The 24,681-nt window shown below is 60.0% G+C and carries 21 protein-coding genes; 12 read left to right on the top strand and 9 right to left on the bottom strand.

Features of this window, described 5'->3' with window-relative positions:
• Nucleotides 1–402: 402 nt before the first annotated feature.
• The gene (locus E3O56_RS02960; protein ID WP_228309674.1) at nt 403–1,065 is read left to right on the top strand and encodes a type III secretion effector protein; all 663 of its coding nucleotides are present in this window, start codon (nt 403–405) and stop codon (nt 1,063–1,065) included.
• Nucleotides 1,066–1,074: 9 nt separating this feature from the next.
• On the opposite strand, the gene E3O56_RS02955 is transcribed toward E3O56_RS02960, so the two are convergent.
• Nucleotides 1,075–2,226, bottom strand: a complete 1,152-nt coding sequence (locus E3O56_RS02955) for an MFS transporter (RefSeq protein ID WP_032876840.1) — start codon at nt 2,224–2,226, stop codon at nt 1,075–1,077.
• A 596-nt stretch (nt 2,227–2,822) separates the two neighbouring features.
• On the opposite strand from E3O56_RS02955, the gene tssI reads away from it, so the two are divergent.
• From tssI to E3O56_RS02935, 4 genes are read left to right on the top strand one after another with little or no spacing between them, the layout of a single operon-like run.
• Nucleotides 2,823–4,838 (top strand): type VI secretion system tip protein TssI/VgrG, encoded by a 2,016-nt coding sequence (tssI, locus tag E3O56_RS02950; protein ID WP_078820838.1) that lies wholly within the window; start codon nt 2,823–2,825, stop codon nt 4,836–4,838.
• A complete protein-coding gene (locus tag E3O56_RS02945; RefSeq protein WP_078820839.1) occupies nt 4,838–5,674 on the top strand; it encodes a DUF4123 domain-containing protein in 837 nt (278 codons plus the stop codon). The genes tssI and E3O56_RS02945 overlap by 1 nt, the downstream gene beginning before the upstream one ends.
• 4 nt (nt 5,675–5,678) lie before the next feature.
• Nucleotides 5,679–6,440, top strand: a complete 762-nt coding sequence (locus tag E3O56_RS02940; protein WP_248127803.1) for a hypothetical protein — start codon at nt 5,679–5,681, stop codon at nt 6,438–6,440.
• Nucleotides 6,441–6,454: 14 nt separating this feature from the next.
• Nucleotides 6,455–8,605 carry a lipase family protein gene (locus E3O56_RS02935; protein ID WP_248127801.1) on the top strand — a complete coding sequence of 717 codons (2,151 nt, stop codon included), beginning with the start codon at nt 6,455–6,457 and terminating at the stop codon, nt 8,603–8,605.
• Nucleotides 8,606–8,613: 8 nt separating this feature from the next.
• Here E3O56_RS02935 and codA read toward each other — a convergent pair whose 3' ends face one another.
• From codA to E3O56_RS02910, 5 genes are all read right to left on the bottom strand, one after another.
• Nucleotides 8,614–9,849 (bottom strand): cytosine deaminase, encoded by a 1,236-nt coding sequence (gene codA, locus E3O56_RS02930; protein WP_032876831.1) that lies wholly within the window; start codon nt 9,847–9,849, stop codon nt 8,614–8,616.
• A gap of 50 nt (nt 9,850–9,899) precedes the next feature.
• A complete protein-coding gene (codB, locus tag E3O56_RS02925; RefSeq protein ID WP_078820844.1) occupies nt 9,900–11,168 on the bottom strand; it encodes a cytosine permease in 1,269 nt (422 codons plus the stop codon).
• A gap of 149 nt (nt 11,169–11,317) precedes the next feature.
• Nucleotides 11,318–11,941: an NUDIX hydrolase gene (locus E3O56_RS02920; RefSeq protein ID WP_078820845.1), complete on the bottom strand. Its 624-nt coding sequence runs from the start codon at nt 11,939–11,941 to the stop codon at nt 11,318–11,320.
• A gap of 65 nt (nt 11,942–12,006) precedes the next feature.
• Nucleotides 12,007–12,363 carry a 6-carboxytetrahydropterin synthase QueD gene (queD, locus tag E3O56_RS02915; RefSeq protein ID WP_003190259.1) on the bottom strand — a complete coding sequence of 119 codons (357 nt, stop codon included), beginning with the start codon at nt 12,361–12,363 and terminating at the stop codon, nt 12,007–12,009.
• Between the two features lie 96 nt (nt 12,364–12,459).
• Nucleotides 12,460–13,539: a patatin-like phospholipase family protein gene (locus tag E3O56_RS02910; protein ID WP_228309680.1), complete on the bottom strand. Its 1,080-nt coding sequence runs from the start codon at nt 13,537–13,539 to the stop codon at nt 12,460–12,462.
• Nucleotides 13,540–13,698: 159 nt separating this feature from the next.
• Between E3O56_RS02910 and E3O56_RS02905 the strand changes: the two genes are divergently transcribed.
• Genes E3O56_RS02905 through E3O56_RS02890 form a run of 4 tightly spaced genes read left to right on the top strand, consistent with a single transcriptional unit; the run spans nt 13,699 to nt 16,290 of the window.
• Nucleotides 13,699–14,001: a PepSY domain-containing protein gene (locus E3O56_RS02905; RefSeq protein ID WP_005786863.1), complete on the top strand. Its 303-nt coding sequence runs from the start codon at nt 13,699–13,701 to the stop codon at nt 13,999–14,001.
• Nucleotides 14,001–14,312 (top strand): PepSY domain-containing protein, encoded by a 312-nt coding sequence (locus tag E3O56_RS02900; protein ID WP_078820847.1) that lies wholly within the window; start codon nt 14,001–14,003, stop codon nt 14,310–14,312. The genes E3O56_RS02905 and E3O56_RS02900 overlap by 1 nt, the downstream gene beginning before the upstream one ends.
• Nucleotides 14,312–14,980: a response regulator transcription factor gene (locus tag E3O56_RS02895; RefSeq protein WP_005786867.1), complete on the top strand. Its 669-nt coding sequence runs from the start codon at nt 14,312–14,314 to the stop codon at nt 14,978–14,980. The genes E3O56_RS02900 and E3O56_RS02895 overlap by 1 nt, the downstream gene beginning before the upstream one ends.
• Nucleotides 14,977–16,290 (top strand): sensor histidine kinase, encoded by a 1,314-nt coding sequence (locus E3O56_RS02890; protein WP_032876820.1) that lies wholly within the window; start codon nt 14,977–14,979, stop codon nt 16,288–16,290. The genes E3O56_RS02895 and E3O56_RS02890 overlap by 4 nt, the downstream gene beginning before the upstream one ends.
• Nucleotides 16,291–16,418: 128 nt before the next feature.
• Here the strand turns inward: E3O56_RS02890 and E3O56_RS02885 are convergent, their stop codons facing one another.
• Nucleotides 16,419–18,566, bottom strand: a complete 2,148-nt coding sequence (locus E3O56_RS02885; protein WP_103735436.1) for a methyl-accepting chemotaxis protein — start codon at nt 18,564–18,566, stop codon at nt 16,419–16,421.
• A 236-nt stretch (nt 18,567–18,802) separates the two neighbouring features.
• On the opposite strand from E3O56_RS02885, the gene E3O56_RS02880 reads away from it, so the two are divergent.
• Nucleotides 18,803–20,122 (top strand): Na+/H+ antiporter NhaC family protein, encoded by a 1,320-nt coding sequence (locus tag E3O56_RS02880; protein WP_177464540.1) that lies wholly within the window; start codon nt 18,803–18,805, stop codon nt 20,120–20,122.
• 123 nt (nt 20,123–20,245) lie between these two features.
• Entirely contained in the window at nt 20,246–21,925 is a 1,680-nt protein-coding gene (locus tag E3O56_RS02875) for a methyl-accepting chemotaxis protein (protein ID WP_078820849.1), read from the top strand.
• 4 nt (nt 21,926–21,929) lie between these two features.
• On the opposite strand, the gene yegQ is transcribed toward E3O56_RS02875, so the two are convergent.
• Nucleotides 21,930–23,243 (bottom strand): tRNA 5-hydroxyuridine modification protein YegQ, encoded by a 1,314-nt coding sequence (gene yegQ / locus E3O56_RS02870; RefSeq protein WP_103735438.1) that lies wholly within the window; start codon nt 23,241–23,243, stop codon nt 21,930–21,932.
• Nucleotides 23,244–23,414: 171 nt separating this feature from the next.
• Here yegQ and E3O56_RS02865 point away from each other — a divergent pair, with 171 nt between their 5' ends.
• On the top strand, nt 23,415–24,482 hold the full coding sequence (locus tag E3O56_RS02865) for an AI-2E family transporter (protein WP_005786879.1): 1,068 nt from the start codon (nt 23,415–23,417) through the stop codon (nt 24,480–24,482).
• Nucleotides 24,483–24,485: 3 nt separating this feature from the next.
• On the opposite strand, the gene E3O56_RS02860 is transcribed toward E3O56_RS02865, so the two are convergent.
• The gene (locus E3O56_RS02860) at nt 24,486–24,668 is read right to left on the bottom strand and encodes a hypothetical protein (protein ID WP_005786881.1); all 183 of its coding nucleotides are present in this window, start codon (nt 24,666–24,668) and stop codon (nt 24,486–24,488) included.
• Nucleotides 24,669–24,681 lie beyond the last annotated feature (13 nt).

Here is a 24,681-nt window from a genome sequence, read left to right as displayed (position 1 = left end):
TTTTACATATTGTCATTGGTATTCGCTGCTCATCCGGAACTGCCGTCTCCCTCCAACCACACATGAGGTGCTTGTCCGAGTGGAATCCATTCGTTGATCTTGTCATTCCGACACAGGTCACCAAGCGGATATGCATCTGAATAGAGTTGGAGAAAACCCATGAAAATCGAGGGTGTACTACCTCCCGGTCGGCCTCTCGCCCCTGGCGGGTCAGCTGCGCGAGCAACGACGCTATCACCGGTCACTTGGCAGGAAGCTTCTTCCGTGCCGGAGCGAGGGATCTCTCGCCAGCCCACTTTTTTGCGCGGAACGTTATCCGCTCTAAGTCATCGAGACCTACAGAACTTCCCCGCTGAACGGGCGAGCAGTTCCCTGCCGGGTGAAACTTCAACGGACAAGCAATTGGCAAAGGCCCTTGAAAAAGCCTTTGGCCTGTTGCACCCCTTCCTTAATGAGGGGCGCTTGACCTGGATGTCATTGCAGCGGATCGCCGCTCAACCCATGGGTGAAAACGAGGCACTGGACGGCGCCATTCAGGTCGTCAGGGAAATTCTCAAGCGTGCGCGGTTAAGCGACACCATCTTCAGCCGCGACGGCGATATCACGCGTGACAGCCTCAGTGCGGCAGCCCAGGCTTTGCATGGCAACAGCTCGGCGAGTGTGTTCAGCCAGGATCCGTTTCATACCCATGGCAACGCGCAAGTGGTGCAAGCGCTGCAAAGCCAGTTTGAACAGTTGAGAGACAAGACAATGGACCGCACCTTCCTGTTCGAACAACACCAGTACGTTGAGATTGCCAAGCTCAAGGCGGTCATGCAGGACCCTTACGAAGTTGATCAGAAGGGCAGCCCTGTACTGGACACGTCTACCGGCATGCCCAGGCCCCAATACAGTGAGTTGTGTGTCTACACGGCGAAGAACATTATCGAACGCCCAGGTTTGCTGCCTTCATTGGAACGTGCCAACGGCACACGACTGTTTGGCCCACCCCACAAAGAGGGGTGGTTGAGCAACAAAAGCCTCGAGCGCTGGCGGGAGCAGGACGATGCTCGCAAAGCGCGCTGACTGTCGGGCCTATACCTTGAGGATTTTGCCGCTGATGGCCACGGCCGCCAGCAACACCGCAATCAATACAAAGGCGGTACTCAGGCTGCTGCCATGGGCGATAAAACCGATCACCGCAGGGCCGGCGAGAATGCCGGCATAACCGAGCGTGGTGATGGCCGGCACCGCAATATGCTCCGGCATGACCTTTTGTTTGCCGACGGCGGTGTACAGCACCGGCACGATATTCGAACACCCGGCACCCACCAATGCGTATCCAAGCAATGCAGTTTCCCAGGCGGGTAATAGCGTCGCGATGAGCAGGCCGACACACGCCAAGGTGCCCCCGATCACGATCACTCGCGTTGCCCCCAGGCGTCGGACAATGGCATCACCGGTCAAACGCCCAGCGGTCATGGTCAAGGCAAATGCCGCGTAGCCAAGGCCGGCGTAAGCTTCATCCAGGCCGCGCTCGGCACTGAGGAATACCGCACTCCAATCCAGCACGGCACCTTCGGCCAGGAACACGATGAAACACAGGCAACCGATGAACAACACCACACCATGGGGCACCGCAAACGCCGGGCCGGAGCTTTCACTGCCATAAGGCAGGAGGTGCGGTGCGGCCTTGAGCAGCGCCACAACCATGATAGCCACCACTACCAGCGTCGCCTGCAGTGGCGACAGGCCCAGGCCCAGCAACCCGGCAACCCCCGCTGCGCCGACGATGCCCCCCAGGCTGAATAAACCATGGAAGCCCGACATCATGGTTTTACCACTGGCGCGCTCGACAATCACCGCTTGCAGATTGACGGTGGAATCCACGGTGCCCAGGCCCGCGCCGAACAGGAACAACCCTGCGATCAACAACGGGATCGAACTGACAGTGGCCAGCATCGGCAGGGCCAGGCAGATCATGAGCGTCCCTGCGGTCAGTACGCGACGGCAGCCGTAGCGCGATGCCAAGGCGCCTGCTGCCGGCATCGCGATGATCGAGCCAACTCCCAGGCACAACAGCAGCAGGCCAAGCGTGCCTTCATTCAGATCTGCGCGCGCTTTGGCATACGGCACCAAGGGCGCCCAGGCGGCGATACCGAAGCCGGCGATAAAGAAAGCGATGCGCGTCGACATCTGCTCCAGCCGCCCGGGAATTACGGGCGCAGGGGTGGGGATGGCAGTCATGAAAAGTCCTTGGTTTTGCGTTCATCGAGCGATGTTCAGTGTCACATCCTTGCACATCAGGCCCTCTGGAGCGAGCCGGGTTCCCTTCGCGTTCGGAATCAAAAATACGGATCGAGAAAATTATTTTTACAAAGCCGGAACGCTTTGGTGGCTGATAACCACACAGGAGTGATCGAGCCTGTAGGCGGTGGTCTGGAAGGTGTGTAATCCTCGTGAGGGTGGCTGAACCCCAGGTTTCTTGCGACGGATTACCACCTTCCAGACCACCTCCCACAGGTTGGAGGTTCTGTAATACGCTTCCCCTGTCCGATAACGTTGGTGGGCAGATGTCAGCTGTTTCTTCGGAACTTGGTTATTCAGATATAAAATCGCGTAAGAATTTTCTTGTTGTTCTTAGATGTCTTATTGGCTGTATGTCTTGCTTTATAAGCGACACTTCCATCCTCGGTGTACGAAACTTCTTTTTTATTGGGTAAGCGCCGAAAAGCGCGGGAAATCGCTAAGCTTTAGTCTGTTCAGGTGCTTTTTTTCGCAATCCATCCGGTATTGGCGAGGGAGAGTCGTTCAGTTGAAAAGTTGATGGCGGGTAACAAAGGATGGTTAACGCGTTTGTTTCGTCACGTTTCAAATTAGTTCTTTCAGGCATAACTACAGACTTTCAGGTAGTGGCATTCAAAGGCACTGAAGCCCTCGATCAGCCTTACTTCATACATGTGCAACTGGTCAGCGAAGACCCTTCCTTCGATTTGGAGGCGCTGCTTCATCAACCCGCCTATCTGGACTTTGGCGAAGCGGAGCAGGGGCTGCATGGGCAGGTCTACGCCATCGGTCGAGGTGACCCTGGCGTGCGGCTCACCCGTTATCACCTGACCCTCGCCCCGCGCCTGGCCTGCCTTGCCCATCGTCGCGACCAGCGGATATTCCAGCAACGCAGCGTGCCGCAGATCATTGCAACGGTCCTTGAACACCACGGGATCCTTGCCGACGCCTATGCCTTCGAGCTTGGACCGGTGGTGTATCCACCGCGGGTGTTTTGCGTGCAGTACAGGGAATCCGACCTGCACTTTATCCAGCGGCTGTGTGAAGAGGAGGGTATTCACTACCATTTTCGCCACAGCGTGGATAACCATCTGCTGGTATTCGGTGACGACCAGACGGTATTTCGACGGCTGGCGGTGCAGCGTTATTGCTCGTCGGGCGATCCGGCGCTCGAGACCCGGGTTGTCCAGCGCTTCGATCGGCGTTTGCAGGCACGCAGTCAGCGAACCGTGCGTCGAGACTATGACTTTGAGCATCCTTCGTTTTGCCTGCAAGAACAGGCCGGTGCCAAAACGGCAGAACCATGGGAAGACTATGAATGCCCCGGTGGTTTCACCGGCCGTGCCCGGGGGGCGCAACTGGCGCGGCGTGGCCTGGAGCGCCATCAGCGTGATCGCCATCGGGTGTTGGGCAAAAGCGATCAACCCGCGTTACGCAGTGGTCACTTTCTTGAACTGTGCGGTCACCCGGATCCAGCGTGCAATGACTTATGGTTGCTGACGTCGGTGCGTCATGAGGGCTACCAGCCGCAGGTGTTGGAAGAGTCGGCATTCGAGGCCGGCGGGTTTCAGGGCTATCGCAACCGATTCACTGCAACCCCCTGGCGCGCAGTGCATCGCCCGGCCCTCAAGCACCCCAAGCCGACGATCAGTAGCAGCCAGACCGCAACGGTAACCGGGCCCGTTGGAGAGGACGTGCATTGCGATGCCTATGGCCGGGTGAAGGTGCGCTTTCATTGGGATCGCCTGGACAAAAACGACGATACGAGCAGCTGTTGGCTGCGGGTGGCGTCGGGCTGGGCCGGTGACGGATTTGGCGCGCTGGTCATTCCCCGGGTAGGCATGGAAGTGCTGGTGAGCTTCCTGGAAGGCGACCCGGACCAACCTTTGGTCAACGGCTGCCTGCCCAATGCGTCGCACTTGCCGGCTTACCCCTTGCCACAGCACAAGACACGCACGGTACTGCGCAGCCGCAGCTCCCCAGGCGGTAGCGGTGGCAATGAGCTGCATCTGGAAGACCGCAGTGGCGAAGAGCTCATCTACCTGCGCGCCCAGCGTGACCTGGAACAACGGGTGGGGCATGACAGCCGCCTGGAAGTGGCAGGGGAACGGCATGAAGTCATTCGGGGAACCAGTACGGTTCGGTTGGAGAGTGAGGAGCGTCGCCATATTCTCGGTGCTCGCAAGGTCGTGCTCGAGGCGCATGACCACCTCGACGTACAGGGCGATAGCCTGACCCGTGTTGCTCAGACCCTGGTGATCGAAGCCGGGCAACAGGTTCATCTCAAGGCTGGTGCCAACCTGGTGATTGATGCGGGTGCGCAACTGAGCCTGAAGGCTGGCGGAGAGCACCTGCTGATTCAGGCCGGAGGTATTTTCAGCAGCCGGCCCATCATCCTGGGCGGTTCACCGTCCGCAACGCGCTCGGTAACGCCCCCGCCAGTTGCCCGCGCGCAAGTTTCTGCAGCGCAAGGCGTCATCATGGATTTGGCTAAAAAACTGGGGGCGGACTTTTGCCCCCTGTGCGAATGCTGCCGCGAAGGTCAGTGCGATATTGCGGGGAGGGCAGCTTGATGGACAGCCTGGTCACTCGATGGATGGCCCGACAACAGCAACAAGGCTACCACCTGTGCCTGATGCTTGAGGGGAGTCATGAGGCTAGCCAACCGCTGCTGGCAGGGCGCGACCTGTCGCGTTATTGCAAGCTCTACAGCGAGACCGATGCGGCGCAGTTGGCGAGTTCTGGCCCGCTGATCCTATTGCTGGAACAAATGAATGAGCCTGCACTGATCGACCTGCTGCAACATCCCGAGTCGAACTGGGGATGGCTCTTTAGCCTATCCGCTGCCGACTTGGCGGGTGCAACGCGACATTGGCGCGACAGGCTGCTGGTGGGGCCGACGGGGCAGCGGGCGCTCTATCGTATTCACGACAACCGCACCCTGGCCCGCGCCTTGCTCCATCTATCAAAGGAGCACTGGCCGGTCTATCTCGGGCCGCTGGTCAGCGTGTGCTATTGGCATGAAGGGCGCTGGCACCAAAGCGAAAACCCTGCTCCGGGCGATTATTCGGCACCGGATCCAGCGCCCTGGCTGGATACGCCAAACCCACAGGCCGAAGCCATCCTGCACGCCAATATCCTGCGTTATCTGCTCGCGGAGCACAGTGAGGACCTGGCGGCATTGGTCGAATTCCAGGACCCCAAGGTCTGGCTCAGCCAAATACTGGAACAGGCGCGGACCTGGCAATGGCGCAGCCCCGAGCAGTTGGCGTTCCTGGTGGTGCGCCGGTTGGAAGAGACGATCCGAAGCAGCGTTATTCATTGGCCGCCTCGGGCTGGGGAAACACCTGAAGTGCATTTTGACCGGGTCGTGGAGCAGTGGCACAGGGAGGTGGGAAACGGTGAGTAGGTGGATGGCAGCGGTGTTGCTTGTTCTTGGGGGCGCGGGGATTCCGGGGTGCGCGGGGCGGGTGGTGGATAGTTTTACATTGGAGGTGGATTTGCCGGCCCAGTTTGAACTTAAAACTGCTGCCAATTACCGACCTGCGACGGGTGAACGCTGCGTTTTACCCAGGCGTCGAGGTAAGAGACCAGAGCGAAAAGTCTTTTTCACGGAATACAAACCGGTAGCGAGCAGGATTAGCTATGAACTGCCGCTGGCTGAAACGGTAGAGGGTTGCCCGTTGGTACTGCGCAGTGTGGAGTTTGGTTTTTATGCGAAGTGGGGCGCGCGGGATACAGATGTGGGGGGGGATGATGCCTATATCTCTATTAGCGATCATCTGGATATACCTGAGATGCAGGAGAAAGGAGTGAAGGAGCTATCAGGTCAGTGTCAATGGTTGTTTCGGACAGTAGGTCCCTTTCATGCAATCAGGAAAATCCTCCAGTGCCGTTCGGTTAATTCGCTAGGACAGTTGCAGACAACACGCGTTGGTGGAACTGCACAGCGCGATCAACTGCGGGGGAGAACCCTCAGGGTGATGCTAAAGATGACTGATGAGGAACGCCCCGCTTTTGGCGATAACTGGGTCGCTGTTCCAGGAGGGTGGAAACGCTGCAAGGGTATAGATTTTGCCGATCTGGATGCTTACTGCAATGGCAATAACACCGATTTCAAGCCAATAAAAATGCCGGATGGCCGCATCTGCAATATTTATCCAACGTGTGAGTGATAAGGAGTTAAGCCATGTATTTGGACGCAAGGAAGCGATCCTTTTTCAGCGACAGTGCGCCAGCTTGTTCATTGCGAGGGCACTGGGTCAGCTTTTGCCTGGTCGATGAGCTCGGGGTTGGCGCGACGTATGGCGGCCTGCCATATACCGTCCGCGACAGTGTAGGACAGCAGTACAAGGGTAGATTGAATGGAGAAGGCTTTGCCAAGCTGGAAAATATTAATAGCGGCCCCGTCATCCTTGTTTTTGATGACCTGTATTCAGGAGCAGGGCAGCCATATCGTCGGTTAATGATGCGACCGACCTATCAGCTTCCAGTTACCGAGCTTCAAGTTCGTGCTGAGCAGACTGGATTTGCTATGGCCGATGGGCGTCGCGTTGAGGCTAATCCTGCACAACAACAAGCCAACCAATTCTACCAAGTCGAAGTCAGGGATCTAGTACGCCATGTTGCCCACTTACCTGCGATAACGCCTCGTGCCCATAGTCCCAAACGTCATGTACTGAAAATGATGGCCGACCTTGGATTCGGCCCACCCGAGCCAACGTTGTCAGGTATCGTACTGTTCCCCAACAACCACACTGTCCTCGAAGTACGACCACTACGGGCGTTGCGCCCAATGCTATGTATTGAAGACAGATTCAGTGCCCTGAACCTGTACCAGCTCGCATTGTTTGCCGCGTTGAGTTATTGCGATTTTGGGCAGGAACCCTCAGAAAGGCCTTTGCATGAAGTCCGGTTTCCGCTGGATCCAAGCGTTGGAAATTTATTCGCTGAACAGCTTTCGTTGTATCACGAAGCCTGGCGAATTGACCCGAAGCAAGTGCAGCGTTTTTATCCGCTCTATGAAGAGGTCCCTTATTCCAGCCGTTTCGAAATCCTGCCATTCGATCCTGAGTTGTATCCCCAAAACCGACCGGAACTGAAGGAAGAACAGGAGCACCCTGCGCGCTTGCACTTTTTCGATGACGAAAAATTCGGCACCGACACCCAGGCTTTCATCACTCACCACGATGAGGTAATCCTGATCGCTGTGCGAGGAACCGTCAGCCGTGCCGATGTGCTACGTGACGCAGACGCCCATCAGGTAGCGTTTGCCGAAGGCGTTGGAAAAGTGCATGACGGATTTTATCAAGCCTACCGGGCTATGCGTGATTTCGTATTGCGATACCTTGATCAGTTTCACACCGGCCAACGCATTGTAATTTGCGGCCACAGCCTCGGCGGCGCCATTGCATTGCTGTTGGCCGAAGGACTGCGCCGAACGCCGGACGCCCACTACAACATCCTCCTTTACACCTATGGGGCGCCCCGTGCCGCTGACTCCGAATTCACTGCCGGCGCTTCATCACTGGTCCACCACCGCATCGTCAATCACAACGACCCCGTGCCTAGTGTCCCCGCCCCGTGGATGAACACCACCGCCAAACTCTGGATACCCGGTGCCATCACCTTATTCAGTACTCCTGTACCCGGTGGCCTGTTGTTCGCCGCCGGGTTGGTGCGCATGGGGGGCAACCCCTATCAACATCATGGTGAACAACATCACTTCATGCCGATCACGCTCCCGGATGGCACCCATTCTTCGGTGTTATGGAAGCCGGGCTGTGAGTCCATCGAAGAGACGGGTTGTAATCGCGCATTGCAACTGCAGGGCGACATGCCCGACCGCGACAATCTATTGAGGCAGCTTTTTCAGGCCGGTCAACACTTCATGACCACCAGCTACATCCCTGCGGCCTGGGCTACATTGCGGCGCTGGCAACAAACCCTGGATAGCCAAGGCCCCTTGGTGACTCCAAGGGAGTTTGAGCTGCTCGACCAGGCTCTTGAGGACATGCGCGCGCAACTGCGGGCCAAACGGCGTGACCTCGCCCGTCTACGCCCTGCCAATGATCGCAGCCATGAAACCAACGATGCCTTGAACGCCGAGATCGACCGTTTGCACACCAGCCGTGAGCGTCTGGCCAGCCTGCGCTGGCGTCGCCTTCAAGCCCGCGATGTCTACGGCAGTCATGCGGGGGCTGCGCACCTGCACGCCAGCCTCAAACGCTGGTTCAGCCACCGTGAGAATCGCGAGCCTGCTCAATTTGCCAGCATCCCACCGCCTTCCCACGATGATCTGGCAAGGGCGCAAACACTGGATATCGACTCCATCGTCTAGCCACCGGGTTACATAAACTCCACCTGTGCCGGTTGCCGCTTCATCAGCACCTTGCCATTGCGGATCGAGTACAGCGGCAGGCCCTGGCTACGAATGACTTCGTAGTCGCTGTCGGCCGACAGGATCAGCAGGTTGGCGGGGCGGCCGGCTTCCAGACCGTAGCGGTCACCCAGGGCCATGGCCTTGGCACTGTTGTCGGTGACCAGGTCCAGCGCGCTTTGCAGGTTGCGGTAGCCGAGCATATGGCAGATGTGCAGGCCGGCTTCCAGCACGCGCAGGATGTTGCCATTACCCAACGGGTACCAGGGGTCGACGATGGAGTCCTGGCCGAAACACACGTTCATGCCGGCTTCGAGCAACTCGTTGACACGGGTGACGCCGCGGCGTTTCGGGAAGCTGTCGAAGCGGCCTTGCAGGTGGATGCTTTCGGTGGGGCAAGACACAAAGCTGATGCCGGAATGCCCCAGCAGGCGAAACAGTTTGGCGCAGTACGCGTTGTCGTAGGAGCCCATGGCCGTGGTGTGGCTGGCGGTGACGCGGGTGCCCATGTCGCGGCTGCGGGCTTCTTCGGCAAGTACTTCGAGAAAGCGTGAGTGAGGGTCATCGGTTTCGTCACAATGCACGTCCACCAGGCAACCGGTGCGTTCGGCCAGGTCCATGAGGAACTTCACCGAACTGACCCCTTGATCGCGGGTGTATTCGAAGTGGGGGATGCCGCCGATTACGTCGGCGCCCAGGCGAATGGCTTCCTCCATCAACTCGCGGCCATTGCGGAACGACTCGATGCCCTCCTGGGGGAAGGCAACAATTTGCAGGTCGATCAGGTGCGTGCTTTCTTCACGCACTTGCAGCATGGCTTTGAGCGCGGTGAGGTCCGGGTCGGTGACGTCGACATGCGTGCGCACATGCTGGATACCGTGGGCGGCGAGGGCCTGGATGGTTTTTTTGGCCCGGGCCTTGGTGTCTTCCTGGGTAATGGTGGCCTTGCGTTCCCCCCAGCACTCGATCCCCTCGAACAGCGTACCGCTCATGTTCCAGCGCGGTTCGCCGGCAGTGAGCGTGGCATCAAGGTGGATGTGGGGTTCGACGAAAGGCGGTATCACCAGGTTGCCGGCGGCGTCCAGATCGCCGGCCGCGAGCGTGGGAACGCTGGTTTGCGCAGTAATACTGGCGATCCGGCCGTGTTCCAGGTGCAGATCATGCAAGCCTTCACGGTTGCGCAGGCGGGCATTGATGATGTGCATGGTCAAGTTCCTCTTGGCTAAAAACAATCAGGCAGGCAGCCGCCGGATCCTCAAGGCGATATCGATGCCCCGGCGGTCATGATGCGTAGTATGGCGCTGAGCAACACGTAGGTCAGCGATGCGGCAACAATTCCCACCAGCGGCGCGACCCATGGCGAATTGAACGCCAGTACGGTACCCACCCCATACGCTACCAGACCCGGCCAGTTGAATGCCGGCAGGCGAGCATCCGCCAGGCGCGGGTATTGGCCCCCATAACGATAGAAGAAGTCCGCCATGATCACCCCGCCAATGGGCGGGATCACGGTGCCCAGCAGGATCAGGTACGGCACCAGCAGGTCGTACATGCCAAGCAAGGCGAGCAGGGTGCCGATTACTGCACCGGCCAGGGTCACCGTTTTGCGGCGCTGGGTGCGCAGCAGGTTGCAACCGGCGACGGCGAAGTTGTAGATGGTGTTGTCCTGGGTGCTCCAGATATTGAGCAGCAACATCGCCATCGCGGCCATGGCGAAACCTTGCAGCAGTAAAACCTCTACCACATCCGGTTGCTGATAGACGATGGCGCCATAGGCGCCGATCAGCACCATCAGGCCATTGCCGATAAAAAAGCCGATCAGGCTGGCCAGCACCGCGACCTTGGCCGAGCGCGAAAACCGCGTCCAGTTGGTGGCCTGGGTCGCACCGCTGACGAAGGTGCCGAACACCAGGGTAATCGCCGTGGACAAGTCCAGCTCTGCGGTCGGCACCACCGCCAGCAGCCCCGGTAGCCCGCCGACCTTCACCGTGGCGACCCACATCGACAGGATCAACAATAACCCCATTGCAGGCACTGCGATCCAGGACAGGATTTCCAGCCCGCGATACCCCACATAGGCGGTGGCGCAGAACAATAAGCCAAACACCATCATCAGCCCCAGCACACTGCCTGGGCTCAGTTGGAAATATTTGCCCAATACTACGGCCGCCGTGGCAGTGCCCCAGGCATACCAGCCGATCTGGGTAAAACCGAGGATCAAGTCGCTGAGCTTGCTGCCCACTTCGCCAAAACAGAAACGCCCCATCAACACCGAATTCAGGCCGCTCTTGAACGCGATGTAACCCAGGCCTGCGGCATAGATACCCAACAACAGGTTACCCAGGGCCACGACGCCGAGCATGTCGATGAAACTGAACGCCACCCCCAGCTTGCCGCCGGCAAACATGGTTGCGGTAAAAAAGGTAAAACCCAGCAACACCATGGCCGTGGACGCAAGGCCTTTGCGCGCATGCAGGGGGACTTCGCTGAGGGGGTAATCGTTGCCAGGTGGTTGCTGCGTCATGGGGGCTGCTCCCTGAGTAGTGACGCAGCTCGTTTGCATCGTGCGTGCCAACGCAGAGGCGGGTAGATATCAGCTAGCGCAAGCAAGCCCCTTCAAGTTACCCCAGCCCAATCCGGTGCAGAAGCAGTGCAGCGGTGAGCCAAACTGGCTCAGTCGAACAGCGTCTGCGTGGTCTCACCCCGATGAAACGCAAAGGCCGCCTCAAGATCACTTTCAATCGTGCGCCCGCGAGACAGGGGCGGCAGATCATCCAGTGTGAAAAAACCGACTTCGGTGGTTTCAAAACCTGCCATGGGCGCGAGTTGGTCCACCCGGTCACACAGGAAGTACAACTTGTAGAAATCCCTCACATCCGGCCGGTACAAGCCCTTGGCTTTGTGCGTCACGCTGTATAACGTCCTTGCGGTGACCGTCAGCCCGGCTTCTTCGCGGATTTCCTTGACAATGTTCTCGGCCGCCGACAAACCGATGTCGGCATAACCACCCGGTAATGCCCAGCAGCCATCCGTCGACTCCCGTACCAGCAAAATCCGCTCACCTTCGATCACTGCACCGCGTACATCGATCATTGGCGTCGAATATCTCTGGGCAAAATCCGAGACCAGGCCGTTGATACGCTCCAGCGGCACGTTGCCCAATTGCGCCAGCATGGTGTGGGCGATCAGGGCAATTTCTTCCAGACGTTCGCGCTCGAAATCATCGGTGCAGAAATGCAGCCCCGTGGAAGCCAGTGCCTGCAAGCGCTTGGCGTGGGCCAGCCAGGTGTTTTCCATCACGTTCTCCTGTAGGCATTTCCAAAAAAAACCACCCGCAGGTGGTTTTTCCAACACGCTACCGCTTACTCGCCGCGATAGATGCAGCCGCTGGTGCAAGTCTCATGGATGCGGATTGCACTGAGCTCCGGCAGCAGAGGTTTCAATTCATTCCAGATCCACTTGGCCAGCACTTCGCTGGTGGGGTTTTCCAGGCCGGGGATGTCATTGAGGTAGTTGTGGTCGAGGCGCTCATAGAGCGGCTTGAAAATCGCCTTGATCTCCGAGAAGTCGCGAATCCAGCCGGTATGGGGATCCAGGTCGCCGCTCAGGTGGATGGCCACCTTGAACGAATGCCCATGCAGGCGCCCGCATTTATGGCCTTCCGGTACGTGGGGCAGGCGGTGGGCGGATTCGAATGTAAATTCCTTGAAGATTTCCACAGTGTTTTCAGCTCGTTCAGGTGTCTGGCAGGCGGCGAGTTTAACAGTTTGATCAACCCTTGCGCATACCGCCCCTCGCCAGCAGGCCCTATGGGGTCAAAGGGCTTGCAAGTGTTCGCCCAATTTACCGTTATCTGCCAATGCCAGGAACTCATCCCCCAGCCGCTGGCTCTCGCTCATCGCGGTTTGCCAATATTTGTTGCGGCTCGGGTCGTCGCCCATAAAGCGCTTGAAGTCACTGCGGTCTGGCAGTTTGCCGTGGGGCAGGCGGGCCAGGTAGTCCCTGGATGGCGCCAGCAACAATACATCCTGCAAGCCTTGCGGGTTGCTGCGTCGCCACGGCAGGCCCTTGTCAAACCAGCCGGGGATGACTCGGTCGGTGAAGTGCGGGTACAGCACGATGTCATCGCCGTGATAGGGCAGGTCGAGGTGGTAGTCCAGCAGGCCGCCGTCGCGGTAGGTGCCGGCCCCGGCGCCGGGCAGGTCGCGCACGCCTTGCATGACCATGGGGATTGAGCCGGATGCCAGTAGCGCCTGGCGCAGGTTGCCCAGTTCCAGGTCGATGAAGCGCGAGGCAAAGTCCTTGAGCGGATGTACCGGCGGCGCCTGGCGCGGGTCGTGGATGATCAGCCGCTCGAAATGCCGCGACAGCCGGGCGCGGCCCCGCAGGTTATCGGCAATTACCGACGACAAGCCCAGCCCCAGCCGCCCACGGTGGTCATCGGCAAGCAGCCCGTGGCTCTTGACCACCATGATGTTCAGCCGGTAGTCGGGGTTGTCCAGCACCCGCGCATCACGGCCGGCCAGCAGGTCATCGAGCATCCGTTGGCAGCTCTGACTGACTTCGGCCATGGTCACGCCCTTGGCAAAGCGCTGCTCGTTATACAAGCGGCCCAGGTCCAGCAAGCCTTGCACCGGGTCGGGCAGGCAGGCGCTGGCAAACCGCCACGAACCAATGGAGGCGCCGATCAGCGCGCGTTCCCTTGGTGCGCGCGGCAACCAGTCACCGAACAGCGCCAAGTCCAGCCCTTGGATACCCAGGGCCTTGGGGCCACCGGCCGCACCGGGGAGGATACCCACGTCGGCAGGCGCAAGTCCCTGTTCGCGAATGTGGCTGAACGCACGTTTGCCTGCCTTGAGGGTCAAGGCAGGGAACTTGATATGGATGGCAGTCATACCGGTCTCTGTTGAGGCAAGCGGAGCATTATAGAAAATCTCGCTGGCAGTGGGGAAAACGGTCCGCTTGGAAATTGCCATGGTGGCAATTCAGTTTCAGTTAAGTTGCGACAGGTACCGTGACCGGCGTAGGAAAACATCATGTAACGGAGACTTATCATGAAGCGCCTCACTGTTCTGGGCGCCGCCGCTATCATCATCGTTACGGCGACCCAGGCCGCCGCGGCGGACCCTGACAAGCCACTGATCGTGCCCGCCACTGTTACTATTGTCGCTTTCGATCAATTGGAAGCCACGGCCCTGGCCCTTCACCCCGGTTCGACGCTACTGGACACCGACCTGGATGAGGAATACGGCAAGTACGTCTACGAAGTGGAGCTGCAAGATGCCGACGGCATTGAATGGGACGTTGAATTGAACGCGCTCACCGGGCAGGTTCTCAAGAATCATCAGGATACGTAATGAAGGTAAATTTACGCGTCGGCAGTCGAGTGGCGCTGTTGCTCATGATTTTTTGCTCCAGCCTGGCGGCCCGCGACCTCAACCAGGATGAAGCCCTGGCCCTGCGCCAGCAGGGCGTGATTCTGCCGCTGGAACAGCTGCTGCACCAAGCCATGGCGCGTTATCCCGGCTCGCGGCTGCTGGAGGCCGAGCTGGAAAAGAAACACGGGCAATACGCCTATGAAGTGGAATTGGTGACCACCGAAGGCGTGGTACGCGAGATCAAGCTGGACGCGACCAATGGTGTGTTGATCAAAGATGAGGAAGACTGATGCGCCTGCTTCTGGTGGAAGACAACGTACCCCTGGCCGACGAACTGCTGGCCGGCCTGCAGCGCCAGGGCTATGCGGTCGACTGGCTGGCCGATGGCCGCGACGCCGTGTATCAAGGGCGCAGCGAGCCGTATGACCTGATCATCCTCGACCTTGGCCTGCCTGGCTTGCCCGGGCTTGAGGTGCTGGCGCAATGGCGCGCCGCCGCGCTGGCCATCCCGGTACTGATCCTCACCGCCCGCGATTCCTGGGCCGAGCGTATCGAAGGGCTCAAGGCCGGAGCCGATGATTACCTGAGCAAACCCTTTCACCCCGAAGAACTGTACTTGCGCATCCAGGCGCTGTTACGCCGCTCCCACGGCCAAGCCAACCAGCCAACGCTGCAAGCCGCCGGCCTGCATCTGGATGAAGGTCGCCAGTGTGTACTGCGCGATGGCGCCGAGATCCAACTGACGGCCGCTGAATTTCGCTTGCTTCGCTATTTCATGCTGCACCCCGAACAGATTCTGTCCAAAAGCCATCTGGCCGAGCATTTATATGACGGCGAGACCGAGCGTGACTCCAATGTACTGGAGGTCCATGTCAACCATCTGCGCCGCAAACTGGGGCGCAGCGTCATCGAAACCCGGCGCGGCCAGGGCTACCGATTTGGCGCCACCCCGGCATGAAGTCGATCCAGCGGCGCCTGAGCCTGGGGTTGATCAGCGTGATGGTGATCGTCGGCGTGGTACTGGCGCAGACCAGCCTCTTGCTGTTCGAAGCAGGCTTGCAGCGCTACCTGGAGGCGGGCTTGCGCAACGACAGCGAGAACCTGCTGGTGGCGCTGGTGCGCGGGCCCAACGGCGTCCAGTTGGATGAACAGCGCCTGTCGCCGGCTTATCAGCGGCCGTTCTCCGGGCATTATTTTCGTATCGACTTTGCCGATGTCCATTGGCGCTCCCGTTCACTGTGGGATCAGGAGCTGCCCAGGCTCCCGGAGGCGGGGCTCAAGGGCAACCTGCAATTGGGCCCGGAAGGTCAACAGTTGTTGGTGTTGCGCTCGGACTACAAGCGCTTTGGCAAGTTGATTTCCATCAGCGTGGCGCAGGACTACACACCCGTGCGGGAAAGCTTTCGCCTGATGCGTCAGGTGGGCCTGGTGGTGGGGGTGGTGGCGCTGCTGCTGGTGCTGGTGCTGCAACGGGTCACCGTGCGTCGCGCCTTGCGCCCGCTGGAGACGGCGCGCAACCAGATCGCCCAACTGCAGCAAGGCCAGCGCTCCCAACTCGACACTCAGGTGCCGCAGGAACTGGAACCGCTGGTAGCGCAAATCAACCATTTGCTGGCCCACACTGAAGACAGCCTCAAGCGCTCACGCAATGCCCTCGGCAACCTGGGCCATGCGCTGAAAACCCCTATGGCGGTGCTGTTGAGCGCAGCCTCCAGTGATGCGCTCAAGGATCATCCGCAGTTGAGCCAGTTGTTGCGCGAGCAGTTGGAACAGGTGCAGCAGCGCCTCAATCGCGAGCTTAACCGTGCCCGCCTGGCGGGCGATGCGCTGCCGGGTGCACTGTTTGACTGTGAAAAAGAACTACCCGGTTTGTTGGCCACCCTGCGCATGATCCATGGTGAGCACTTGGACCTCGCCTATCATGTCGCGCCGGGTCTGCATTTGCCCTGGGACCGTGAAGACCTGTTGGAACTGCTGGGCAACCTGTTGGACAACGCCTGCAAGTGGGCGGATGCCGAGGTGCGCTTGAGCGTCAGCGAGACGCCCCGGGGCTACGTGTTAGCGGTGGAGGACGACGGTCCGGGCATTCCTCAGGCCCAGCGCGACCAGGTATTCAGTCGCGGCGCACGCCTGGATGAGCAGAGGGTCGGCCATGGCCTGGGATTGGGGATCGTGCGGGACATCGTTGAGGTGTGGGGCGGGGTGTTGCAGTTGCAGGAAAGTGAGCTGGGTGGGCTCAAGGTATTGATCGAGCTACCACGCCGCTAGCACTGACCCACCCCAGTTCAAAAATGTGGGAGCTGGCTTGCCTGCGATAGCATCGACTCGGTTTGCCTGAAATACCGAGGTGTTGCATCGCGGGCAAGCCCGGCTCCCACAGAAAAGCCTGGCTGCATTCAGACCCGAAACTGATCCATCAACCCCTGCTGCTGGTTGGCCAGGCTGTTCAACGCCTGGCTGACCCGCGCCGATTCATTGGCCTGTTCCGACAGCGACTCGGTTACATCGCGAATGGTCGCCACGTTGTTGTTGATCTCTTCGGCCACCGCGCTTTGCTCTTCGGCGGCGCTGGCGATTTGCAGGTTCATGTCGCTGATCACCGTGACGGCGTCGCCAATCTGGCGCAAGGCCGTGACGGCCTGGCCGACTTGTTCGACGCTGCCTTGGGCCTGGCGATAGCTGTTGCCCATGGAGCTGACCACGTCGGTAGTACCGTTTTGCAATTGTTCGATCACCAGGCGGGTTTCTTCCACCGACTCCTGGGTGCGTCGTGCCAGGTTGCGCACTTCGTCAGCGACCACCGCAAAACCTCGCCCGGCCTCGCCGGCACGGGCGGCTTCGATAGCGGCGTTAAGCGCCAACAGGTTGGTCTGCTCGGCGATGCCACGAATCACTTCGAGCACCGAGCCGATCTTCTCGCTGTTAGCGGCCAAGCCTTCCACCTGGGTCATGGCGGTGCTCATATCGGCGGCCAGGTCACCAATGTTGGCGGTGGTGCGGTCTATGACGGTCAAGCCTTCGCGCGTCGCCTGGTCGGCATCCTTCGCAGCTTGGGCCGCCTGAGCGGCACTGCGGGCGACGTCCTGGGCGGTGGCACTCATTTCATGGGACGCGGTGGCCACCTGATCCACCTGGCGATACTGCTGTTCCATGCCGGCACTGGTCTGCGTAGCAATCTCGGCGGACTGGTCGGCGGTGCCGCGGGCGTCCTGCACCGAGCGCTTTACCTCGGCAATGATCGGTTGCAGCTTGTCGAGGAAACGGTTGAACCAGCCAGCCAATTGGCCCAGTTCGTCCTGTTTGCTGTAAGCCAGGCGCCGGGTCAGGTCGCCTTCGCCGCTGGCGATGTCTTCGAGCATATGCGCCACGCCAAGGATCGGCCGAGTCACACTGCGCGCCATCAGCCACACCAGCACCAAGCCAACCACAGCGGCCAGCAGGCCCAGGCCCAGTTCCAGCAGGGTGCCCTTGGCATTGTCAGCGTCCAGCTGGGTTTTCAGCGCCTCGGCGGGGGCTACCAGAACTTTTCCCGGTACATCCAGCAATACGCCCCACGACTTGCCCCCTGGGATCGGCGCAAACGGCGCCAGCACCTTGAGTTGCTGGTCGGTGCGCAGGCTGTGGGTCTGGGTGCTGTCGGCCAAGGCACTGACCAACTGCGCACCGCTGGCGGTGTCGACCTGCTCCAGGCGCTGGCTGAGTTTGCTGGCATCCGGGCTGTAGCCGGCCAGCAAGCCGGTGGGGCTGAGGATGCTGACTTGGGTCTGGCCGTCGTACAGCTTCTGGCTGGCCTGTTGGCTCACGGCCTGCAAGCTGTTGAGGTTGATGTCCACCGACAGTGACGCAATGACTTTGCCATTGACCATCAGCGGGAACACGATGCTGGTCATCAGCACGTTCTGGCCGTCGATCACATAGAAATAGGGTTCGATCACACACGGCTTGAGGGTCGTGCGCGGGCAGGTGAACCAGGCGTTGGCTTTTTCACCGCTTGGGCTAATGGAGGTGTCGGTCATGTCGCTTTCAGGCAGCGCCATTGAGGTGATCTTGCCCGGCGTTGGTTGCGACCAATACAGGGCGAACCGGCCTTTGTCATTACTGCCCAGTTCCGCCTGGTTGGCGAATAGCTCGTCTTTGCCATCCAGCGCATTGGCTTCGAATACCAGGGACAAACCCAGCAGGTCGGGGTTGGCCTGTAAGGCGGCCTTGACCTGGCGGGTCAGGTCTTCACGGGTGTCGAAGGCATCGAGAAAGCGTTTCTCCGCCTGTTCGCGCAAAAACAGTACCTGGCGGGAAAACCCATGGCCGTATTGGTAGGCATCCATGAACTGCTGGCGAATGCCCAGCGCCTGCACTTCACCTTGGGCCTCAATGCGCGCCTGGGCGGCTTCGTCGAGCATCTTCATGCTGGACGCCTTGACCTGCTCCGAGCTCTGCGCCATGCGATACAGCGACAGACCCACCAGCAGGGTCACGATCCCAAGCAGGCACAGGCCCGCCAGCAGGGTGATTTTCCATTGAATGGAGAGCTGCCTGAGCGACATCGGGACATCCTTACCTGAAAGCACATGGAAACAGTTTATCGGCCGGCGCCCGTGGTTCTTTATTCAAACGCCCCATTTAAACCTCAAAGCGGCGTCGTTTTTTGACATGAGCGCCTGCCTGCTGCAAAGTGCGCGCCCTCTAATAAGACCTCTTTCAAGCCTGCACGCCGGCAGCTGTTCCCATGGGCCGTGCGCGGGCATGCCTGTCTTTTATGTTTTTGCTTGAGGTAACCATGATTAACGCAGTCATCGCCGCGGTCGGCACCATGCTCGTGCTCAGCCTGTCCCGCGTGCATGTGGTCATCGCCATCATCGTTGGTGCCCTGGTGGGCGGCTTGACCGGTGGCCTGGGGATCGACGCCACGCTCAAAGCCTTCAACGGCGGTCTGGGCGGTGGTGCAACCGTCGCCTTGTCTTACGCACTACTGGGCGCTTTCGCGGTGGCCATTGCCAAGTCCGGCCTGGCCCATGCGCTGGCAGACAAAGCCTTGCTGCTGGTGGACCGCCAGGAAGCCAGCGGCGGCAGCCATGTCAAATGGCTGTTGATCGGCCTGTTGTGGGTGGTGGCGATTGCCTCGCAGAACATCCTGCCGATCCATATTGCGTTCATTCCGTTGCTGGTACCGCCGCTCTTGTACGTGCTGACCAAGCTGCAACTGGACCGCCGCCTGATTGCCTGCGTGATGACCTTCGGCCTGATCACGCCGTACATGTTCCTGCCGGTGGGCTTCGGCAATATCTTCCTCAACCAGATCCTGTTGGCCAACGTGGCCAAGAGCGGCGTGGATATCAGCCAGGTCAACGTCACTCATGCCATGGGCCTGCCGGCACTGGGCATGGTGGTCGGCCTGCTGGTGGCGGTGCTGATCAGCTACCGCAAAAAGCGCGTGTACGATCTGAAGAAAATCGAGCGTGTCGAGCAAGTGGCGGTGCAGTACAACCCTCTGACCCTGCTGGTGGCCGGCCTGGCGATCGCCTCGGCGTTTATCATCCAGTTGTGGCTGGACTCGATGATCATAGGCGCCCTGGCCGGGTTCCTGATCTTCTCGGTGTCGGGCATCGTGCGCTGGAGCGACACCGATGACCTGTTCACCGAAGGCATGAAGATGATGGCGATGATCGGCTTCATCATGATCGCCTCGTCGGGCTTTGCCGAAGTGCTCAAGGCCACCGGTGACGTACGCTCACTGGTGGAAGCCTCGGCGGCGTTTATCGGTCATAGCCGCGGGGTAGGGGCGTTGCTGATGTTGTTGGTGGGGCTGTTGGTCACCATGGGCATCGGCTCGTCGTTTTCCACGGTGCCGATCCTTGCCGCGATTTTCGTGCCGCTGTGCGTACAACTGGGCTTCAGCCCGTTGGCCATCGTGTGCATCGTCGGCACCGCCGGTGCATTGGGCGATGCCGGCTCGCCCGCCTCGGACTCCACCCTCGGCCCCACCTCCGGCCTGAATATCGACGGTCAGCACCACCATATCTGGGACACCGTGGTGCCGACCTTCCTGCACTACAACATCCCGTTGCTGGCGTTTGGCTGGCTGGCTGCGATGACGCTCTGACGCAAGCACTGCACCTCTACGGTGGCGAGGGAGCTTGCTCCCTCGCCACACAAGCTCGCTCCTACAGAAATCACTTACCTGGCCGTTAACCTCTCAAGTCGCCACTAACAAGAGAGAAAAGCCATGCGTCTGAGTTTGAAGGCCAAAGTCCTGGCCCTTGCCGTTGTGCCGGTGTTGCTGTTTGCCGTGGTCATCAGCCTCACCACCGTGTGGATTCTGCAGGGCCAGGCCCGCAACGAAGTGGATGAAACCCGCCAGCGCCTGCTCGACGACGCCAAGGCCACTTTGCAAGGCTATGTCGAGGTGGCCATGACCACCATCAAGCCGCTCTACGACGCAGCCGCTCCCGGCGATAGCACGGCGCGGGCGCAGGTGGTCAAGTTGCTGTCCAACACCCGCTACGGCAAAGACGGTTATTTCTTCGGCTACGACTCCGAAACCATCCGCCTGTTCAAGGGCAACAGCCCGGACGGCGTAGGCAAAAGCTTCAAGGACAACCGTGACCCCAACGGTGTCTACGTCAATCGCGACCTGGTCAAGGTCGGCAAGGACGGCAGCCACTACTTGCAATACAGCTCGACCCAACCCGGCCAGACCGAACTGGTACCCAAGCTCGGCTACACCGAATACCTGCCCAAATGGGACATGGTTATCGGCACCTCTGTGAACCTGGACGGCATCGAGGCCCAGGTGGCGGTGGTCCAGGACAAGGTCGAGCAGCGTATGCAAGGCGTGCTGCTGAGCATCCTTGGCGTGGCTGTGGTGGTGTTGCTGGTGATTGCGGCGGTGGGCATGTTAGTCGCCAATACCATCCTGCGCCCGCTGAACCTGATGAAAGCCAACCTCGACGACATCGCTGCCGGTGAAGGCGACCTGACCCGCCGCCTGGCCATCACCAGCCAGGATGAACTGGGCGACCTGGCCGGCGCGTTCAACCGATTTGTCGATAAAATCCACGGCCTGGTGCGCCAGATCACCGAAATGACCGCCCAGCTCACCGGGCTGGTGAGCCAGGTGTCCGACCAGGCCCAGCGCTCCGAGCAGGCCATGGAACGCCAGCGTCACGAGACCGACCAGGTGGCCACCGCGATCAACCAGATGTCGTCCGCGGCCCATGAAGTTGCGCGCAGTGCCCAGGGCGCTGCGGTCGCCGCGCAACAGACCGACGCCGAGGGCCAGGCCGCCAAACGCGTGGTGGACGGTAGCATCGCGCAGATTCACGCGCTGGTGAACGATATCCGCAGCAGCGGTGTGTCCCTGGACAGCCTGCAGCAGGATGTGTCGTCGATTGTCAGTGTGCTCGGTGTGATTCGCTCGATTGCCGAACAAACCAACCTGCTGGCGCTCAATGCGGCCATCGAGGCTGCGCGGGCCGGGGAGGCCGGCCGCGGGTTTGCCGTGGTCGCCGATGAAGTGCGCGCCCTGGCCAGCCGTACGCAAAGCAGCACCCAGGAAATCCAGGGCATGATCGATCGCCTGCAAAAGGGCACCGAAGCCGCCGTTGACGCGATGCGCCGCTCCAGCGATGCGGGCGAAGGCACCTCGGCCCAAGCCAACGAAGCCGGGGCGTCCCTCGATACCATGGCCCAGCTGATCGGTACCATTAACTCGATGAACGCGCAGATCGCCAGCGCCGCCGAAGAGCAGACCGCTGTGGCCGAAGAGATCAACCGCAGCGTGCATCAGATTGCCGTGGCGGTGGACAGCGTAGCGGATGAAACCCAGCTCGGCGCCCAGACCTCGCGCAGCCTCGCGGACCTTGGCCAGCGGTTGGGGCAATTGGTCGGTCAATTCAGGATCTGAGGTTCTACAAATCGCGCATCAGTAGGCCAAAACGCAGGTCCATCTCGACCGGCAAGGGCACATACACTGTGTGCCCATCTCCCGGCGCCACCTCAATGGCTTGCCCCTTGGCGTTGTGCAAGGTGGCCAAGTCAAAGTGAAAGTTGCCGGCGGGCGTCATCAATTCCAGATGATCGCCCACGGCAAAGCGATTCTTTACCTTGACCTCGGCCAACTCCCCGCGACGTTCGCCGGTCAATTCCCCAACAAACTGCTGGCGCTCGGACACCGAGCTGCCGTTCTGGTAGTTCTGGTATTCGTCGTGCACATGCCGACGCAGGAAACCTTCGGTGTAGCCACGCTGGGCCAGGGACTCCAGATTGGTCATCAAGCCGCGATCAAATGCGCGCCCGGCCACCGCGTCGTCGATCGCCTGGCGATACACCTGGGTGGTGCGTGCGCAATAGAAATGGGATTTGGTGCGGCCCTCGATCTTCAATGAGTGCACGCCCATCTGCGCCAGGCGCTCCACGTGCTGCACGGCGCGCAAGTCTTTGGCGTTCATGATGTACGTGCCATGTTCGTCTTCAAAGGCCGGCATTTGCTCATCGGGACGGTTGGCTTCCTGTAACAGGAATACCTGGTCGGTGGGTGTGCCGACCCCCAGCGTCGGCTGATGGTGCTGGACGATGTCGCCGGTCGCGTTCTCCACTGCCGGCGTGGCCTGGTATTTCCAGCGACAGGCATTGGTGCAGGTGCCTTGGTTGGCGTCGCGCTTGTTCATGTAGCCCGACAGCAGGCAGCGCCCGGAATAGGCCATGCACAGGGCGCCATGTACGAACACCTCCAGTTCCATGGTCGGTACGTGCTGGCGGATCTCGCCGATTTCTTCCAGGGACAGTTCCCGCGACAGGATCACCCGGCCAATGCCTTGCTGCTGCCAGAATTGCACGCTGGCCCAGTTCACCGTGTTGGCTTGTACCGACAGATGAATCGGCATCTGCGCGAAATGCTGGCGCACCAGCATGATTAGCCCAGGGTCGGACATGATCAGCGCATCCGGGCCCATGGCGATCACCGGCGCCAGGTCCTTGAGGAAGGTCTTGAGCTTGGCGTTGTGTGGCGCAATGTTCACCACCACATAGAAACGCTTGCCTTGCCCATGGGCTTCCTGGATGCCGAGGGCGAGGTTGACGTGGTCGAATTCGTTGTTGCGCACGCGCAGGCTGTAGCGTGGCTGGCCGGCGTAAACCGCATCGGCACCGTAGGCGAAGGCGTAGCGCATGTTTTTCAGGGTGCCGGCGGGAGCGAGCAGTTCGGGGGCAATCATCGGAAGCATGGGCGTGGGTCGCAAAAAGGCGCGAGGGTAGTGCACGGGCGGTCACAGTTTATTGACCCAGGTCTAAACAAGCCGATCTATGCTTGTTCGATAAACAAGGGCACTCCCAGGTTTCGCCGCGGACTAAGCAACAGGGCTGACACCGGCCCGGCTTTCTCATATGGACCGGACATGAATCAAACCAACCTGCAATTCAAAACCCTGCTGCTATTGCTGGCGCTGGTGACCATCGCCTTTATCTGGATATTGCTGCCGTTCTATGGCGCGGTGTTCTGGGCAGTGATCCTCGGCATCATCTTCGCGCCGATGCAGCGCCGCCTGCAGCAGCGCTTCAGTTGGAACCGCAACCTGACCTCCCTGACCACTTTGATGGTGTGCCTGGTGATCGCGATTCTGCCCGTGATCATTACCAGTGCGTTGCTGGTTCAAGAGGGGGCCACGCTGTATAAAAACGTCGAAAGCGGCAAGCTCGACGTGGCCGGTTATATCGAGCAATTCAAGAACTTCCTGCCGCCGTACTTCCAGCAACTGCTCGATCGCTTTGGCATGGGCAACCTGGAAGGGCTGCGCGAAAAGGTGGTCAAGGGGGCGATGCAGGGCAGTCAGTTCTTCGCTTCCCAGGCGTTCAGCTTCGGCCAGGGCACCTTTGATTTCCTGGTGAGCTTTTTCATCATGCTGTACCTGCTGTTCTTCCTGCTGCGCGATGGCCCCGAGCTGGTGCGCAAGGTGCGCACGGCGGTGCCATTGGCCGAGCCGCAAAAGCGCCGCCTGCAACTCAAGTTCAACCGGGTGGTGCGGGCCACGGTCAAGGGCAACGTACTGGTGGCCGTGACCCAGGGTGCGCTGGGTGGTTTGATCTTCTGGTTCCTGGATATCCCCAGTGCGTTGCTCTGGGCGGTACTGATGGCGTTCCTGTCCTTGCTGCCGGCGGTGGGCGCAGGGATTGTCTGGGCGCCAGTGGCCGTTTATTTCCTGTTGAGCGGCGCCATCTGGCAAGGCGTGGTGCTGGGGCTTTTTGGCGTATTCGTGATTGGCCTGGTGGACAACGTGCTGCGTCCGGTCCTGGTGGGCAAAGATACCAAGATGCCGGACTACCTGATCCTGATCTCGACCCTGGGCGGCTTGTCGGTGTTTGGCCTCAACGGCTTCGTGATCGGGCCGCTGGTGGCGGCCTTGTTCATGTCGTGCTGGGCGTTGTTCGCCGAAACCAAGCCGCGGGTCAAGTTGCCCTTGCCTTAGGTCTCAGGCCTGGAGCCTGAAGTCGGCCGCCAGCCGGCGTTGTGTTTCGGCGTCAGACAACGAAGTGAGCGGGCCGCTGATAGGCTCGCCATCACGTACCACGTACCAGCAGGCAAGCAAGCCGAGCTTGCGCAGAGGGGTGGGAACGGCGCTACCGATGACAGACATGATTTGAACAGTGGGCATAAGGACCTCCAAT

Source organism: Pseudomonas sp. W2Aug9, assembly GCF_023127755.1.
Lineage (GTDB): Bacteria > Pseudomonadota > Gammaproteobacteria > Pseudomonadales > Pseudomonadaceae > Aquipseudomonas > Aquipseudomonas synxantha_A.
Note: the sequence above shows the minus strand (reverse complement) of the source record. Positions and strands in the feature narration are given on the sequence as shown.

Excerpts from the sequence above, each read along its gene's own strand:
- E3O56_RS02860 (WP_005786881.1), bottom strand. The coding sequence starts at position 24,668 with ATGCCCACTGTTCAAATCATGTCTGTCATCGGTAGCGCCGTTCCCACC.
- E3O56_RS02955 (WP_032876840.1), bottom strand. The coding sequence starts at position 2,226 with ATGACTGCCATCCCCACCCCTGCGCCCGTAATTCCCGGGCGGCTGGAG.
- E3O56_RS02890 (WP_032876820.1), top strand. The coding sequence starts at position 14,977 with ATGAAGTCGATCCAGCGGCGCCTGAGCCTGGGGTTGATCAGCGTGATG.
- E3O56_RS02895 (WP_005786867.1), top strand. The coding sequence starts at position 14,312 with ATGCGCCTGCTTCTGGTGGAAGACAACGTACCCCTGGCCGACGAACTG.
- E3O56_RS02865 (WP_005786879.1), top strand. The coding sequence starts at position 23,415 with ATGAATCAAACCAACCTGCAATTCAAAACCCTGCTGCTATTGCTGGCG.
- E3O56_RS02885 (WP_103735436.1), bottom strand. The coding sequence starts at position 18,566 with ATGTCGCTCAGGCAGCTCTCCATTCAATGGAAAATCACCCTGCTGGCG.
- codA (WP_032876831.1), bottom strand. The coding sequence starts at position 9,849 with ATGCACATCATCAATGCCCGCCTGCGCAACCGTGAAGGCTTGCATGAT.
- E3O56_RS02945 (WP_078820839.1), top strand. The coding sequence starts at position 4,838 with ATGGACAGCCTGGTCACTCGATGGATGGCCCGACAACAGCAACAAGGC.
- E3O56_RS02900 (WP_078820847.1), top strand. The coding sequence starts at position 14,001 with ATGAAGGTAAATTTACGCGTCGGCAGTCGAGTGGCGCTGTTGCTCATG.
- E3O56_RS02920 (WP_078820845.1), bottom strand. The coding sequence starts at position 11,941 with ATGGAAAACACCTGGCTGGCCCACGCCAAGCGCTTGCAGGCACTGGCT.
- E3O56_RS02875 (WP_078820849.1), top strand. The coding sequence starts at position 20,246 with ATGCGTCTGAGTTTGAAGGCCAAAGTCCTGGCCCTTGCCGTTGTGCCG.
- codB (WP_078820844.1), bottom strand. The coding sequence starts at position 11,168 with ATGACGCAGCAACCACCTGGCAACGATTACCCCCTCAGCGAAGTCCCC.
- E3O56_RS02910 (WP_228309680.1), bottom strand. The coding sequence starts at position 13,539 with ATGACTGCCATCCATATCAAGTTCCCTGCCTTGACCCTCAAGGCAGGC.
- E3O56_RS02940 (WP_248127803.1), top strand. The coding sequence starts at position 5,679 with ATGGCAGCGGTGTTGCTTGTTCTTGGGGGCGCGGGGATTCCGGGGTGC.
- E3O56_RS02905 (WP_005786863.1), top strand. The coding sequence starts at position 13,699 with ATGAAGCGCCTCACTGTTCTGGGCGCCGCCGCTATCATCATCGTTACG.
- yegQ (WP_103735438.1), bottom strand. The coding sequence starts at position 23,243 with ATGCTTCCGATGATTGCCCCCGAACTGCTCGCTCCCGCCGGCACCCTG.
- E3O56_RS02935 (WP_248127801.1), top strand. The coding sequence starts at position 6,455 with ATGTATTTGGACGCAAGGAAGCGATCCTTTTTCAGCGACAGTGCGCCA.
- tssI (WP_078820838.1), top strand. The coding sequence starts at position 2,823 with ATGGTTAACGCGTTTGTTTCGTCACGTTTCAAATTAGTTCTTTCAGGC.